Origin of the sequence: Pseudomonas helleri, assembly GCF_001043025.1 — a bacterium.
GTDB classification, from domain to species: domain Bacteria; phylum Pseudomonadota; class Gammaproteobacteria; order Pseudomonadales; family Pseudomonadaceae; genus Aquipseudomonas; species Aquipseudomonas helleri.
In genome coordinates this window covers 1-16,257 of the sequence record NZ_JYLD01000012.1, presented here as the reverse complement: position 1 = coordinate 16,257, position 16,257 = coordinate 1, and the positions used below count along the sequence as shown (strand labels likewise).

Genomic DNA, 16,257 nt, shown 5'->3' with positions numbered 1-16,257 from the left:
ATCGCGATCGGTTTTAATAAGTGTTTAAGTGCGCTTTAAATGCCCGCTACAACAATTAACTTAATAGTTGCGCAGCGGGTGGCTACTGGCTTCTTCCATAGGAAACTCCAGTTATTCAACAGTGGTTTAAAGCCTGTCAGTGGTCAGCGTCAGGCGCGACTCTGAGGCTCCTGAAGGTCGGCCATGCTCCAGCGCTGCTCCAGTTGACCTGTGGCAGGGCTGACGCGCCAATGCACCTGATGGTGCGCAGGTTTTGCGCCGAAAACGGGGGATGAGAAGGGCGTGCGGGCGGAGCGCGCAGTGCCGGGCTCACGGGCCAATTTAACCCGCATGCTTGAGGTAAAGGCGCGAACGCCAGGTAGAACAAAGGCTTTAAAGGTCATAACACACCTCGTAACCGGACGGCTGCCGGGGAGGTCGTTACGTTGGAGCGTCAAGCTCTGGCGCAGTTGACCTCGCCCAGCAGGCGAGTCCCGTCAATGTCTGGATTGGGTGCCCGGTCAGGTGTTTTCACGCAGGCCGGGCAGCGACTAGATACTGTGTCCATTAGCTTCTTTTGTGAGTGAGTAAAGTGCCGACTGAGTCGGCCCATGCAATCTACTGAGACGGGTATATCAAGTCAACGTTAAACACCAGCAAGTGCGGGCGGTACAGGGAGTGTTCAGCAACTTGAAAGAGTGAATTGAAACTTAAGTTTCAATAAGGCAGTTATATGACAGTTACAAATTAATAACACATCACATATCCCGTGTAGGAGCGAGCTCGCCTCGCGATCTTTAGATCTTGATGATTAAAGATCGCAGACCATCGCCTTCAGCGAGTCAATCTGCGGCTATAAGTGCGCGTCGGATCTATAGGTTTGGGTTATATTACGGCGTGTTTCAACCCGTACCGAGAGTGGTTGTGTCGATTAAAGACCCCGCAGCATTACAGCTTCTTCAAGCGCCTGTTGCGCTTTACCTGCAACAGTTGGCAGCGTCCAGCCGCCAGACCATGCGCTATGTGCTGCAGGATGCGGCTGATCGTTTGGGCGTCGATGATGTCGCGATTGAGGAATTCCCCTGGCATCAACTGCAGCCGGGGCATATCACGGCCCTGGTGGCGGCGCTGCGTACAGATGGCTATGCGCCCAATACGTCGTCTTTGTATGTGAATGCGATTCGCGGCGTGATGAATCAGGCCTGGCAGCAGAGCCTGATCACTCAGGATCAACTCCTTAAAATTCGCGCAGTAAAGGCGGGCGGTGGTTCGCGCCTGACTAAAGGCCGCAACCTACGCCGCACGTTGATCCGCGAGTTGATGGATGTCTGCGCTGCGGACCCGCGCCCACAGGGGCTGAGGGATGCAGCCATCATTGCGATTTTGTATGGCTCGGGCATGCGTAAATCCGAGTCAGTGAATATGGATTTGCGTCAGGTCAATATGGCCGAGCGCAGCTTGCAGGTCTTGGGTAAAGGCAACAAAGAACTGATCAAGTTTGCCCCGGCCTGGGCCTTCGAAAAGCTCCAGGTCTGGCTCGATTTTCGCCGCGAGCAACTGCCGGAAGGCGTCAGCGACGACACGTTTTTGTTCAACCGGATTCGCCGTGGCAGCCACATCACCCGTGAACGCATCACCAAACATGCGATTTACTACATCGCCAAACAGCGCGGTAAACAGGTTGGCGTGGACATCATGCCCCATGACTTTCGGCGCTCGTTCATTACACGGGTGATTGAGGAATATGACGTGTCAATCGCTCAGAAACTCGCCCACCACGCCAACATTGCAACCACCGTCAGCTATGACATGCGCGATGACAACGAGCGGCGTAATGCCACTGATCGTTTTTCGCTGTAATGCGCACTGACCCTCGAAGCATTTTGAAAAATTAATGAACCCTCACGCCTACAGCCCGCCTAAAGTCATATAACTAGCGAGGTGATGTATGGAAATTCCTACGTTTTGGGCTGTGTTAGCCGTCATTCTGCTGCTACTGGAGCTATGGACCATTCGCGGAGTGCTGAGAAGCAATGCACCGGTGAACAGCCGGTGCATGTGGGTGGCCGTGGTGATTTTTGTGCCGCTGTTCGGCATGTTGGCGTGGTTGCTGGTGGGCGCAAAAAAACACGCCCACCCCAAGGCTTCAAGCTAGCACCGTGCCTGGCGATGATGAGCGTTGCGATTATCCAGCCCGGATAATCGCTAACGCCCATCGCATGTGTCGCTTGCAGTGGCATAGGAAGGTGGAGCAGCAGGCGATGTAAAATCTTGTAATAACAATATGCGCTGACTGATGCGGGAGTCGCTGTAGGATTGCCTCCCGAATTTCATCAAGGCCTATATGAACACCCTCCTGGAGCCTCCCAGTTTTTTCTTGCACCCCGCATCCGTTTTGCACTTAGTCGCCACCCTTGAATCTCCCACGTGTTTCCCAAATTTATTGGGCACGGGCAATACGCCCGTCGCTTCGCATGCTTGTGCGCGTCATTCGTTGACCCCGATGTTTCGAGAGGCTGAATAACCGATATGGAATGGATTGCAGATCCCACGGCCTGGCTTGGCCTGTTGACATTGATCGTGCTGGAGTTGGTGCTGGGCATCGATAACCTGGTGTTTATTGCCATTCTGGCGGACAAGCTGCCACCTGAGCAGCGCGACCGTGCGCGGGTTATCGGCCTGACGCTGGCCCTGTTGATGCGTTTGGGCTTGCTGGCCAGCATCTCGTGGATGGTCACGCTGACCGAGCCGCTGTTTGAAGTGTTTGAAAAGTCCTTCTCTGGCCGCGATTTGATCATGCTGTTTGGTGGCCTGTTTCTGTTGTTCAAGGCGACTATGGAGTTGCATGAACGACTGGAAGGTCACGTTGCCGAGCGCAAGTCGAATGCGGTGTACGCCTTGTTTTGGCCGATCGTTGCGCAAATCGTGGTGCTGGACGCGGTGTTCTCCCTCGACGCCGTGATTACAGCAGTGGGCATGGTTGAGCACTTGTCGGTCATGATGATTGCCGTGGTGATCTCCATCGGCCTGATGATCATTGCCAGCAAGCCGCTGACCAAATTCGTCAACAGCCATCCGACGGTGATCATGCTCTGCCTGGGCTTTTTGATGATGATCGGTTTCAGCCTGACGGCGGAAGGCTTGGGCTTTCACATCCCTAAAGGCTATCTGTATGCGGCCATCGGTTTCTCGATCTTGATCGAGCTGTTTAACCAGATCGCCCGCTCGCGCCGCAAACGCAGCTTGCAAGGCCTGCGGCCGATGCGTGAGCGCACGGCCCATGCGGTAATGCGCCTGCTGGGCGGTCGCAAGCTGAACGAGGATGAAGTGGGTGAGGAGATTGCCGACATGCTTGAAGGCGGGGAGGCTGAAGAGGTCTTCCATCGACGTGAACGGATCATGATCAGCGGTGTGCTGCAATTGGCAGAACGCCCGATTCGCAAGGTGATGACCCCGCGTGCCGAGATTGATCATATTGATCTGACCGACTCTGAGGAACGGATCCGCACCACGCTGATGCATTCTTCGTACTCGCGATTGCCATTGATCAGAGAAGGGCGCATCGATGAGCCTTTGGGTTTTGTGCACAAAAAAGAGCTGTTAAAGGAACTGCTGGCCGGTCACAAACCCGACCTTGAGGCGATGGCGCGCAAGGCCATCAACCTGCTCGATAGCTTTACTATCCTCAATGCCTTGGAGCAGATGCGCAAAGAGTCGACTCACATTGCGTTTGTGATCAACGAGTTTGGCGACTTTATCGGCATCCTGACCATGACCGATATTCTTGAGTCGATTGCCGGTGAGCTGCCGGACGCCAGCGAAATTGCAGGCCCGAATATCGTGGCGCAAGGGGACGGGTATTTGGTCAGTGGCGCCTTGAACCTGAGCCAGATCAGTCGGCATACCGGCTTTACCGCAAGGCCTACGGATGACTATCAAACACTGGCTGGCATGGTCATGAGTTTGCTGGACCGTTTGCCGGTGGTTGGCGACAAACTGACGTGGGAAGGCTGGAGCCTGACCGTGGTTGAAGTCGAAGAACGCCGCGTGACGCGGGTGTTGTTGACGAAAGAAGGGGTGTAGCAGCTGCCAAGTTTGACGAGGCTGCGTCCGGCGGCGCAGCCGTCGTAAGCCTTCAGTTATATCCGGAGTTATGGATTTACGATTGCTTCGCAATCGAACTTAGCCTCGCGGAGCTCGGCAACTGCTACGAGGGAAACCCTTGGGAGCCGGACAATAAAAACCCGCCTGTTCAGGCGGGTTTTTTATTTACAGCAGCTTACTGGTTGTCGGGCAACGCGTAAGCAATCACGTAATCACCACGATCAGGCGACTGGCGTGCACCACCGGCGGTGATCACCACGTATTGCTTGCCAGTTTTCGGCGAAACAAAGGTCATCGGGCCACCTTGGCTGCCGACGGGCAAGCGGGCCTTCCAGGCTTCTTCACCGTTGGCCGAGTTGAAGGCGCGCAGGTAGTAGTCTTGGGTGCCTGCAATAAACACCAGGCCGCCTTGAGTGGAGAGGGTGCCACCCAGAGTTGGCATGCCAATTGGCAATGGCAGCTTCATTTTGATGCCCATTGGGCCCGTGTCTTCAACAGTGCCCACGGGTACTTGCCAGGCAATTTTCCGGGTTTTCATATCGATGGCGGTCAGCGTGCCGAAAGGCGGCGCCTGGCATGGAATGCCGGCCACGGACAGGAAGCGGTTTTTGTTCACGGCATACGGCGTACCTTTAAGCGGTACAGCGCCCATGCCTGTGTTCAGTGCTTCGCCACCGGAAGACGCCTTGGCATCTTTTTTCTGCGGCACCATCTGGCTCCACAAGCCCAGACGCATGTCGTTGACGAAGATGAAACCGTGCACCGGGTCAGTCGACAGGCTGCCCCAGTTCATGCCACCCAACGATCCCGGAAAGCTCAACGAAACGTCAGTACCCGGCGCGGTGTACAGGCCGTCGTAGCGCATTTTCTTGAAGGCGATACGGCACAGCATCTGGTCAAATGGCGTGGCGCCCCACATGTCCGACTCAGTCAGCGTTTGCGCGCCGATCTGCGGCATGCCCACCGATTTTGGCTGGGTTGGCGAGTACGGCTCGTTTGGAATGTTCGAGGCCTTGACCGGAACTTCTTTGACTTCAGTCAGCGGCTGACCGGTGTGGCGATCCAGCACATAGATCTGACCGGCCTTGGTGCCGATTACCACCGCAGGCACTTGAGAACCGTCGGCCTTGGTGAAGTCGATGAGGCTTGGCTGCATCGGCAGGTCAAAGTCCCACAAGTCATTGTGGACGGTTTGATACACCCACTTTTCATCACCGGTGGTTGCGTTCAGTGCCAGTATCGAGGCGCCATAGGTGTGATCCAGCGAGGTACGTTCGACACCATAAATGTCGGTGGACGAACTGCCCATCGGCAAGAAAACAGTGTTCATCAACGGGTCATAAGACATCGGCGCCCAGCTGTTCGGCGTGCTGCGAACGTAGGTTTTGCCGTCAGCTGGAGCTTGTTTGTCTTGCGGATTGCCCGGGTCAAAAGCCCAGCGCATGGCGCCGGTGACCACGTCGAAGCCACGAATCACGCCGCCTGGCATGTCGGTCTGCACGTTGTCGGCAACACGACCGCCCACCACCACGGTCGTACCGGCCATCAACGGCGCGGACGAGAGCTGGTAATAAGAGTCGGGCACATCGCCCAGGCCGGCTTTCAGGTCAACCTGGCCGTGGGTTCCGAAGTCTTCGCAGAACTTGCCGGTATCGGCATCAACAGCAATCAGGCGGGCGTCGATGGTGTTGGTCAACAGACGACGCTGGCAAGCTGCACCCGGCGCCACACTGACGGTAGCTGCAGGGGTGCTGCCATCGGTTGGGGCAGCGATGGCAGCGGTGGCATCAAAGTAAGCCAGGCCACGGCAACGCTGCCAGACCGCCGACTTGGCGTTGATTTCGTTCTTCCACAGCTCTTTGCCGGTGTCGGCATCCAGCGCGATGATGTTGTTGTGCGGGGTGCAGATGAACACCTTGTCGCCCACTTGCAGCGGGGTCATTTGGTCTTCTGCGCCATTGCCATCGCTGAACGCGATGTCGCCGGTGTGGTAAGTCCAGGCTGGCACCAGCTTGGATACGTTGCTGCGGTTGATCTGATCCAGTGCGGCAAAGCGGCTGCCACCTTCATCATTACCGTAGTGTTCCCAGTTTTTCTGTGCTTTGGCTGGATCAACCTTGGTCAGACCGGGGCCGTCACCTGTGGGTGCAACCGACGCGTGGGGCTGAAACATTCCCCAGAAACCCACAACAATGGCTACTGCGAGGGCAGCGCTCAGCGCATAGCCACCGTTACCCTGCAGGCCATTGGCCTTGCGTAGCGTCGGGTAAGCCAACGCCACTACCAGGCTCAATACGGCCAGGGCAAACAGCCGTGAAACCAGTGGCCAGAACATTAGCCCGGCATCTGCGACCGACCAGATAACCGATGCCACCATCACCGCTGCAAACAGCCAGGCACCGACCACACGGCGTTTAAACATCAGCACCGAAGCAACAAGCATCCCGATACCGGCAAGGACGAAGTACAGGCTGCCGCCGAGCGTGGCGAGGTAACCGCCGCCCGCTATAAACAGGAAGCCGAAGAGGAGCACGCCCAAGGCGGCGATCCAGATTGGCCAACGGCTGACAGTGGCCGCAGGTTGAGACTTATTCATGGCGCATGACCCTATTAGATGCATGAAAGTGATAAGGAATTCAGGGTAACCAGCCATAACGTTAGCGCTGATTTCCACGAAGGAAGCTCAGGCGGATGCCGCATCGTCTGGAACAGACAGATGCACATGGGTTATGAACTAAATGGTTAATTACCGACACAATATCAAAAAAAATGCGCCTGCGACAAATTGTCAGTCGCCATGAACGAGAAACACTGTTGTGGAGCGCGTAACAATCGAGGGGAGAAGGTGGGCGATACAGAAGGAGAGTGGCGGGTTTGTTTGCAGCTTGCGGGCCCCCACGAACGAGCACGATGCCGCGTTCGTGGGGCTGGTTTAGATCAGGCTTTAGCCAGTTCACCTTCAGTCAGGCGCCAGATACCCGCCGGATTGTTGTGCTTCAAGGCTTCAGGCAGCAAATCGTCCGGAAAGCCCTGGTAGCAGACCGGCCGCAGGAAGCGCTCGATTGCCGTCATGCCCACCGAGGTAAAACGGCTGTCTGAAGTTGCAGGAAAAGGCCCGCCGTGAATCGACGCGTAGGACACTTCTTGGGGATGCGCGAACGCGTTGATAACAATGCGGCCCGTGCGACGTTCCAGAATAGATAACAAGCGGGCGGCGAAGGCGTGATCGGCTTGGTCAATCTGCATCGTCGCACTCAATTGGCCCTGGAACTGTTTGGCCAATGTGATCAGCTGCTCTTTATCGCTGACGCGCACCAGTAGCGCAGCAGGCCCGAATACTTCCTGCCCCAGTGTTGAATCAGCCAGCATCTGCGCACCGTCAACTTCGAAAACCACCGACTGGCCATCCCATGGAAGTTGCGCTTCACCGCCAGCCGCGATGAGTTGCGCACCCGCATTGCTCTGCCGCTCGACATTCTTGCGATACGCGCTGTTGATGCCTGGTGTGAGCATGGTGCGCGCTTGCATGGCCTGGACGCGGGCAATCATTTCGTTCTTCAGTTCGACATAACCGGGTCCATCGACTGCCAACAAAATGGCAGGTTTCAGGCAGGCTTGGCCAACAGTGACCAGCATCCGCTCTGCAAACCCGTCACCGATCTCACCACCGCGGGCTGCGAGGGCTGCGGGCAGTATGAAGGTCGGGTTGACGCTAGTCATTTCAGTGAAGACCGGAATCGGATCGGGGCGCAGTTGTGCCCGGCGGTAGAGTGCCATGCCGCCCACTTCCGAACCGGTAAAGGTAACGCCCTTGATCAACGGATGCTCAACCAGCGCCTCGCCGATCTCATTACCACCGCCGCGAACCAGTGAAAATACCCCCTCGTGCAGGCCCGCGTCTTTAACTGCTTGCTGGATGACCCGGCCCATCAGTTCCGATCCGCCGGGGTGAGCGTTGTGCGCTTTCAGGATCACAGGGCAGCCTGCCGCCAGCGCCGAAGCGGTATCGCCGCCGGCCACTGAATAGGAGATCGGAAAGTTACTCGCACCGAAGATCGCCACCGGCCCCAGGGCAATTTTTTGCAAACGATGATCCATTCGCGCACGCGGTTGACGCTCGGGCTGCGCCGGATCAATGGCCGCCTGACGGAATCGCCCTTGACGGACAACCGTGGCAAATTGACGAAACTGGGTCGCCGCTTTGGCGGTTTCACCTTCAAGTTGTGCGACTGGTAAACCACTTTCCAGCGAAATGCGATGCGCAAGTTCGGCGGTGATCGCCTCAAGTCCGTCGGCGATACGCTCTAAAAACACCGCTCGGTCGGCCAAACTGGAGTTGTTAAAACTGTCGAACGCGTCGTCGGCCAACTGCGCGGCACGATCGACTTCGGCTGGGCCACCCAATGCGAACGAAGGCTCTATCTCTAAGTTCGTCGCAGGGTTCAGCGCTTTCATGGTGCCGGCGGTTGCGGATACTTCCTGAGCGCCGATAAGCAAATGGCCTGTGAGTTTCATGGTGAGTTCCTACGGCGTCAGGCGCGGGTGGCAGCGTTCAGGGAAGTGATCACATCGGCTGTCTTGAGGATTTCGTGAGCGAAAGTCGGGCCGTTCAGTTCATGGGCGGCATGCATCATTTCTTTTTTGAAGGCCGCCGTGGCGTCGCGTACGAGGGTGACGTGATAACCCAGCTCCATCGCAAAGCGGCTTGTGGATTCGATGCAGGTATTGGCAAGCAGGCCGATGACGATCACATGGGTGATGCCTTGCTGCTTCAACTGAAAGTCCAGATCGGTATTGGCGAACCCGCTTTGGCCCCAGTGTTCCTGAATGATGATGTCGCCGTCTTGCGGCACAAAGTCCGGGTGCCACTCACCGCCCCATGTGCCCTTGGCAAATGTGTGGCGTTGTTGCACCAGGCGTTGGGTCGGATTGGGGTGGTCCCAGTTATCGTAATCACCCGGCTGCCAGCGACGGTGCGGCACGTAAAACACCTGGACATCAGCAGCGCGGGCGGCAGCGACCGTGGCGCGAAGATTTTCCAGCAGATGAACCTCATCAGCGACTTCTTTAAGCAACGGGAACAGCTTGCCACCGTGCGAGAGAAAGTCGTTATACGGATCAACAAGCAGCAAACCAGTGCGCTCCGCGCGGTAGACGGGATGAGTCATGTCGTTCTCCACACATAAGATAATTACGGTTTCACAGTCGACCCAAGACCCCGTGGTCTGATGCCTTGTGATCTCTCACAGATCGAATGCAGTTAGCAAAATCTATCACTATGAAAATCATAGCGTCAACAACCCTTGGGCTGCCAGAGACATTCACACCTGCGTCATGCCATCCCAAACACTGACGCTAGATGAGAGGAGGGCAGTGCACGTGCGCGGCCAAAACTGCCCGTGCTACTATGAATTTAATAGTCAGATCGGGAGATACAGCGTGAAACGTGATGCAGAAATAGCCGACACGGTATGCCCGGTAGCGCGGTCGTTAGACATTGTCGGTGACCGATGGACCCTGCTGATCCTGCGTGAACTGTTTATGGGCGCCACTCGCTTCGAAGAAATACAAATCCAGACCAAAGCGACACCGCAAATGCTCGCGACGCGCCTTAAAGCCATGGAGGCGGGCGGGCTGATCGAACGTCACCCATACAGCCAAAAACCGTTGCGCCATGAGTATCGACTCACCGAAAAAGGCCGGGCGTTTTATCCCGTCATCTACGCGCTGCGTGCATGGGGAGAAACTTGGTCCAAGGGCGAAGAAGAAGAGATTGCCGTACGCTTTACCCATCGCGAGTGCGGGCACGACATTGGTTTGGGGACTGTGTGCCCAAACTGTGGCGTACACGTTGAGCGTAAAGACCTGGAAGCAAAAATAAGCGAACAATTTGCCGCAGAACGCGAACAAAGGCGGGTGGCGTATAAAGGAAAGTGAAAAGCTAAAAGTTGCGGTTATTTAACTCTACTAAATGACTGTTTAGTTGAGTTATATCCAATTAGTGCTTAGAAGATGCACTGGCTAAACATATGTGTGCGACTGAACAGGCCAGTGTTATTCATTCTCTGCTGGATTTTTGAGACAACCCTACAGCCATCAAGACACAGCCCGGTATCCAAAAACCAGCGTTTCCAGTGCCTAAACCCACGGCTAACATCGATATTCCTACTGCAAACACAATGATCTCTCCATGTACGAGGGCCTGTACCAAGAGGCCAAATCTAGCACAAAGATCAGCCTGGGTAGCACATCAGATATTCGGCGTGGCCTGTTTGCTCATCAATTTGCTCTTTGACCCGTTTGAAACCTTGCGACGTGTAGAAGCCGACACTGGACGTGTTTTCCTTGTAAACCGCAAGGCTCAACGCCTTGCGAAGACACTTGGCATGATCGAGTAACTGCTTACCAAAGCCTTTCCCTTGATGCGCGGGATCAACAAACAAAGCAGCCAATTGGTTATCCAGCAAAGAATAAAACCCCAAGACACCTGACGAGTCCTCAATAACAAAAGTCTCCGAGGCCGGAATATAAACGTCTCGCATCGACTCAATATTGGCTTGCCAAAAAGACGCGTCGATAAAATCATGTGCCTTGATGGATGCACTAAGCCAAATCTCCAGCAGTCGATCCATGTCACGTCGTTCAAATGTTCTGATCATTTTTAGTTCCAAAGGATTGGGATATGCACCGGTGATGATTATGTATGCAAGGCGAGTGTTGAGAGGTTCGCATGTGGTGGGTGTGGATTGGTAGAGATGGATTGAGGGGGAAATTCCAGAATCGCGATTTCCTGGCTTGAAATCTGACCTACGCCGTGGCTGTAGGCGTAATGTCAATATTCGCATAATGTATATTATGTTAAATAGTGTTTCATGGAGCGCATCTCCCGATGCGAAATCATTCGCACAGCGAAAAGACTTGAACTAGCCAGCTAACCTCAGCAGGTAACCGCCTCACACTGCCTCTTCGCTCTGTCCAACCTCAGGCGCAACCTCAACCTGCGCTACTACATTGTTGGTGATACCGAATGGTATGTGCACAGACGGAGCAACTGCGCTGATCGATTTGAGATGCCCGGATTGGTCGTCGAAGAAGATGTGCGGTTTCAGTACGCCCAAAATTTTGCCTTTCTCGATGCCACCTAGGAAGAAAGCGTCGTTGGCCATGACGCCCCAACTCTTGAGCGTATTCATCGCACGCTCATGTGACGGAGCATTACGGGCTGTGACGATCGAGACCCGTATGCGGTTTTCGTATTCAGGATTCAGCTTCTTGTACTTTTCCTCCACGGTTTGGATCTTAGATATCCGCACCATAAACTCCTTCAGCGGTCCTGGGTTGTGGGGCTGCATGACGTTCTTAACCTCATGGGCATGAAACACCGTCAGCCCAGAGGTTTGCATGATCGATTCAGACTCGTCGCCAGCAAGTACACCGTCAAAGTCGAATGCGATGCGTAAGGTTCTGTCAGTTTCGTCGTCCTCGAATTTTGAGTCGAGCACTTGTCCTGCCGGGTATCCCGCCTTAATCGCGCCCTCCACGTCTTTCTTTTCACCAGACAAAAACAGCGCGATATTCAGTGCAGGGATGTACTCATACGGGGATTTTCCTTGCATGAAAATCGCCCTAGTCATCCCAAGCCCATAATGCTCGATTGTCTTCAGCACGCGTAGCCCAGTGTCAGGATCATTACGCGACAGAAGAATCACCTCCACCAGCGGATCCGTAGGATCGGCGCTTAGGTCGTTCACCGATAAGAGACGCTTGATGAAGGGGTACGCTATCCCTTTTGGTAAGGGGACATTGAGGTTTTCCTGCTGATACTTGCGGTACTCTTCCTCACCCTGACTCTGAAATACTGCATCCGATGCCACAAGGTCAAACACAGCGCTGGAAGCCACACCAATCACCAAGCGATTTTCTAACTCGTAAGGCATTGCACAACCTCTCTTGATCCTTTTGAACTAAGTTTTGACGGGCACTGAGGATGCTCATCGATTTTGTGGGTGCAGTGGGAAGTACAGTGTGCGTGGAGAAGTCATCAATGCAGCATGGAGGAATGCCGCCTTAATCACCCCGTCGTCGAACCTTAAAACAACTCTGGCAGCAACAGCACATGCTGATAGGCAGCCTGATTTGCAGATCCGTACCTATTAAGTCGTACAGGCTTTCGATGTCATAGAAATTTACCTCGCGGCTGATCTGCATTCAGACCCTCACGTTTCCTCGTTGCTTGCGCACCGCTCGGCTACGATGGCGTATGAGTAGCCGGAAAATTTTGGAGAATTTACTCGAAATGAAATGGCTTTTTCCTGAGAAATAACGTGCGATTCGGCCTTGTCGAAGACCCTGTCCGGAGGGAAATGGTTGACCATGCCAAGGAGATGATCAAATCCGGGCACCGACCAGCGCTCTATATCTACAAAAATATAAACTAAGACACTAAATTCATCAATTATTAGATCCCTTAGGAATTATAAAAAAATGAGAATTAGGATAAAGGGCATTAAATGCCCTTTAGAAAACTAAACAAAGCATACATATAGGCGCTAATACAAATAACCTATCCTCCCCCCCCCCTTAACCTCCATAGATTTTTTTGGCAGTCACGCCAGTTTTTGGATTGCCTTCTAATGAATATACAGTTAACGGGCTAACCCTCGCCCCATACAATTCAATATTTTTCACTGAAGAAAATTTTTGGATCATATGCCTAGCTAAACCTTTACTAGATGTAGTTACCACTAGATTAAGTTTCTTGCCGTTCTCAAGTGTAAATGCTCTTAGAATATCGAGCAATGCCACTCTATTTAAATCATCCAAGTGCATTACAGGTTCATCTAAGAAAAAAGTCCCGCCCACCGCACGCGCTCGAGCAAGAAATATCGCCAACGCTAAATCTTGACGTTGCCCTTGGCTAAAGTCTGTATGCGGACTAAATGCTTCTTTCTGCGAGGTTGCCTTTAAAACCGCACCCTGCTTACCTTGTTGAAAGACAATGGCGTCATACACTCGATTTGAGTGCATTCTTTGAAATAATGGGGTAACGCTCTCAGTCAGATTTTCTAACCGATCATTGGCAACTCTATTATATTCCTCCGCGAATCCGCTTAGCGCTGAGAGGGTAAGCTGCTTCCGGCCCTCAATGTTAGAAATATCACCTTTTAACTTCAAGATTTTCTTATCTATTTCATCTCTACGATGCAAGGCTTCACTGCTCGAAAAATATCGACTAAGCACATCTAAACTTTGACGAATTAAAGCATAGTCTCGCTCTTTATCAACTAGTTCTTTGCGGAGATCAATAAAACTATCAAGGCTCCATTTTTTTGTGCCTGATAAACTCTCCCAAAGATACTCAATATCATTAAAACTACGCTCCATGCGCGCAACGTTAATCTGAGCATCTCGGAGTTTACTTTTATCAATCAGCAGTTGTGATCGCAACGAGTTCAAATGGTGCTTTTCTCGCACTAATTCGTCTTGACACCCCCGCACTGTTGCTCCTAGATGATCCTGATAAGTTGATAAATTGTGAAGTACTGCTGCATCATTAATGACTGAGAGTGACATTCTCTCCAATTCTGGAAAGTCTCTCTCAATCGCAGTCAATGCAGAATACACTCCCGACACTTTCCCAGCAAGAATCTCCCTCGCAGTTTCTCTATCTAAATACCCTTTAGGGTCTCGGGGAGATACTCCGTAGAGATTCAAACGCGCCATTAATCTCTTTTCATGGTTAGTGGCTTTAGAAATTTCAAGATCAATAGATTGTATTTGTACTCTGAGGCCATCAATTACATCAAGCTTACCTTTCCAGAAGTCTCTTTCATTTGAAATACGCTTACAGCTTTCACGCTTATCAAGAACTAGTTTAGGTAAAGACTCTCGAACTAAATTCATTGCAGTCAGTAAATGTTCTGGAGACTCATGGGAAACGCCACAAGCTGGGCAGTCAGAGGTGGATTTATAATACTGGCTTGACAAGTAGCTTCTTATGTCTTCTTGCAATTTTAACAGCGGCTGCTCTAATGACTGCAACTCTCCCAGCTCAATATCAAGTTTTTTAAAGCAATTTTCTAAGTTTTCTCTGTACAAATTCTCTTTTTCGAGATCAGGTAGACGTAAAATAAATTTACGTCTCTCTGCAACAAACTTTTTAAGATTTTCTTTTATCTGAGGTATCTCCCGAGAAACAATATTCAAGACTTCCAGGTGAGAATAGTTATCACTCGGCTCGCCAGATATGCTTTTTCGCGACAATAAATTTCGAAGTTTTTTCAGACCGCTATGTTTTGGAAGTCGTAAAATATTTGAATATTTAGAATAACTATCACTGAAATCCTTAAGTGTAGCTTCTACTACGCTCTTCATACCTGGATATAATTCAATACGTTTTTCGAAAACAGAAATTTTACTTTGAAGTCGCGTAATTTTTTCTTCACGTTCAGCGATAATATCGGAAGATGCACTCACAATATCTGTGAGTTTTCTTAAGTTGGAGTTAAGCTCTTGCGCATTACAAATCTCTATTTTTTTTTCAAGAAAAATACTATCTAGATTTGCCGCGACAGTGAGTTTTTTTCTAATATCTTGATCTTGATTAGCTAGCGCAGCCCCCAAACCTTCAATTCTGTCAATGGTGTTCTGCTTTTCCTTAGAGCCACCCAGCAACTTAGTCTCAAGCGTTGAAAGCTGATCATCAAATCCAGCCCAATAGGTAACTGGATTTTCAATAAAATTTTTTTCAATTTCTATTAGGTTGTTTCTATCGAATTCAAGCCCCCTTAACTCATCAAAAAGTTTTTGTAAGCTATCCTCAAGCTCTGCTTGATGAGCTTCCAAGGCTTTGCTCGCATCAAACAAATGACGTACACCGAGCAGGTCTGACAGGATTTGAGTTTGTTTTTCCGTATTTGTATCGTCTCCATCCATGAGCGCAGCAAGATCCTCGACCGTTAAGAATCTTCCTCCGCGAACCCAGCGTCGAATCGTTTGCTCAGATGCAAAAAAAACCCTATCAAGATTTACTGCATCTGACGCAAGCTCATTCAACCACTTAATATCTGTGATTGAAGTGCACACAGCTTTGCTGGGACCTAGCTTCAGACTTTCAGCAGTTCCAAGCACAGATCGTGATAGATATTTTGAATTATCAGAGCGAGCAAATATTGCCTCTACGCTAGGTCCGCCGAATTGCGAATTAAACTTTGAAGATAACAATGAAACATTAAACTCAGATGCAACCATTAACCTTTGAACCTGTCCAGTTAACAGCCACTCTGCAGCTTCGCAGACAGTGGTTTTACCGGTACCATTCGGAGCATAAATAAGCGTTAGAGGGGACTGCAGATCGAAAGTAACCAACTTCCCTAAACTGCGAAACCCTTGGATTTGCAACATCTTGATTCTAGCATGCATGAGAGTCTCCAACAGATTTGGCTACAATCTCGCAAACTTCAAGCCAGAGTAATCTCACATCTTTATCCATTACAGGCCAAGTCAATTTTTCGGATGATTTAGGCGCTAAACCAGGTAGTCCCAGTACTGATACATCCGATATTCGAGACCAACAGTACGACCCTCCATTTAACTCCGGCCATATTGCATTTTTTCGACATATGTTAGTAGACAATTCTAGAGAGCGCACGACCAAATCCATTTCTTGGCTAGGCTTTTCATTTAAGGCCAGCACTAAATATCCATCGATATGCTTAGATAATTTATCCATTTCACCTAACACGCCATTTAAATAATCTTGTGCGACTGCAGCACCTTCTATTAGGTCGTTGACATCATTCCCAAGAATAGGCCAAAGCAAGACACACGCATAGTCACTACTCCAAAAAGCCGAATGTTTTGGAAAGTCACTAACGTCTTCAACATTAGGCAAGGATTGGCGCCTTAAGTTAACCTTCCCGCAAAGATCATCTAGTACTGCGTGTGTTAATGATACTTCGTACATTATCGGCCTCCAACGAAAGCGTTACGAATCACATCCTGCAACTCATTTGCCCGATTGACAGCTTCGTCAGCTACGAAATCCATGAATCGCCCCTAGTTTCGTAGACACCTCCAAGCCTTAAAATGAGGCCCATTAGGAGGTGCCATGAGCAACCAGCGATATCCCGAAGAATTCAAAATCCAGGCGGTCAAACAAGTGACCGAAAAGAA

Annotated in this window: 12 protein-coding genes; 4 read left to right on the top strand and 8 right to left on the bottom strand. The window is 51.5% G+C overall.

Annotated elements, in window-relative coordinates; all coding sequences use genetic code 11:
- Positions 1–149: 149 nt before the first annotated feature.
- Complete coding sequence (locus tag TU84_RS25695) at positions 150–383, bottom strand: hypothetical protein (RefSeq protein ID WP_082148762.1); 234 nt, start codon at positions 381–383, stop codon at positions 150–152.
- A gap of 610 nt (positions 384–993) precedes the next feature.
- Between TU84_RS25695 and TU84_RS18755 the strand changes: the two genes are divergently transcribed.
- The 3 genes from TU84_RS18755 to TU84_RS18745 all read left to right on the top strand — a co-directional run bounded on the left by TU84_RS18755 (position 994) and on the right by TU84_RS18745 (position 4,062).
- Positions 994–1,839, top strand: coding sequence for a site-specific integrase (locus TU84_RS18755; RefSeq protein ID WP_048371915.1), 846 nt, complete (start codon positions 994–996; stop codon positions 1,837–1,839).
- 88 nt (positions 1,840–1,927) lie between these two features.
- Positions 1,928–2,134, top strand: coding sequence for a PLD nuclease N-terminal domain-containing protein (locus TU84_RS18750; RefSeq protein WP_048371663.1), 207 nt, complete (start codon positions 1,928–1,930; stop codon positions 2,132–2,134).
- A gap of 374 nt (positions 2,135–2,508) precedes the next feature.
- Positions 2,509–4,062: a TerC family protein gene (locus TU84_RS18745; protein WP_048371661.1), complete on the top strand. Its 1,554-nt coding sequence runs from the start codon at positions 2,509–2,511 to the stop codon at positions 4,060–4,062.
- Positions 4,063–4,258: 196 nt separating this feature from the next.
- Here the strand turns inward: TU84_RS18745 and TU84_RS18740 are convergent, their stop codons facing one another.
- From TU84_RS18740 to TU84_RS18730, 3 genes are all read right to left on the bottom strand, one after another.
- Complete coding sequence (locus TU84_RS18740; protein ID WP_048371659.1) at positions 4,259–6,679, bottom strand: glucose/quinate/shikimate family membrane-bound PQQ-dependent dehydrogenase; 2,421 nt, start codon at positions 6,677–6,679, stop codon at positions 4,259–4,261.
- A gap of 341 nt (positions 6,680–7,020) precedes the next feature.
- Entirely contained in the window at positions 7,021–8,598 is a 1,578-nt protein-coding gene (locus TU84_RS18735) for an aldehyde dehydrogenase (NADP(+)) (protein ID WP_048371658.1), read from the bottom strand.
- 17 nt (positions 8,599–8,615) lie between these two features.
- A complete protein-coding gene (locus TU84_RS18730) occupies positions 8,616–9,251 on the bottom strand; it encodes a cysteine hydrolase family protein (protein ID WP_048371656.1) in 636 nt (211 codons plus the stop codon).
- Between the two features lie 271 nt (positions 9,252–9,522).
- Here TU84_RS18730 and TU84_RS18725 point away from each other — a divergent pair, with 271 nt between their 5' ends.
- Positions 9,523–10,020, top strand: a complete 498-nt coding sequence (locus tag TU84_RS18725) for a winged helix-turn-helix transcriptional regulator (RefSeq protein WP_048371654.1) — start codon at positions 9,523–9,525, stop codon at positions 10,018–10,020.
- A gap of 296 nt (positions 10,021–10,316) precedes the next feature.
- Here TU84_RS18725 and TU84_RS18720 read toward each other — a convergent pair whose 3' ends face one another.
- The 4 genes from TU84_RS18720 to TU84_RS26115 form a co-directional block, all read right to left on the bottom strand.
- Positions 10,317–10,742, bottom strand: coding sequence for an N-acetyltransferase (locus TU84_RS18720; protein ID WP_048371652.1), 426 nt, complete (start codon positions 10,740–10,742; stop codon positions 10,317–10,319).
- Between the two features lie 294 nt (positions 10,743–11,036).
- Positions 11,037–12,020 carry a 5'-nucleotidase gene (locus TU84_RS18715; protein WP_048371650.1) on the bottom strand — a complete coding sequence of 328 codons (984 nt, stop codon included), beginning with the start codon at positions 12,018–12,020 and terminating at the stop codon, positions 11,037–11,039.
- Positions 12,021–12,663: 643 nt separating this feature from the next.
- Entirely contained in the window at positions 12,664–15,504 is a 2,841-nt protein-coding gene (locus tag TU84_RS18710; RefSeq protein ID WP_048371648.1) for an AAA family ATPase, read from the bottom strand.
- On the bottom strand, positions 15,494–16,048 hold the full coding sequence (locus tag TU84_RS26115) for a hypothetical protein (protein WP_157403811.1): 555 nt from the start codon (positions 16,046–16,048) through the stop codon (positions 15,494–15,496). The genes TU84_RS18710 and TU84_RS26115 overlap by 11 nt, the downstream gene beginning before the upstream one ends.
- Positions 16,049–16,257: the final 209 nt, after the last annotated feature.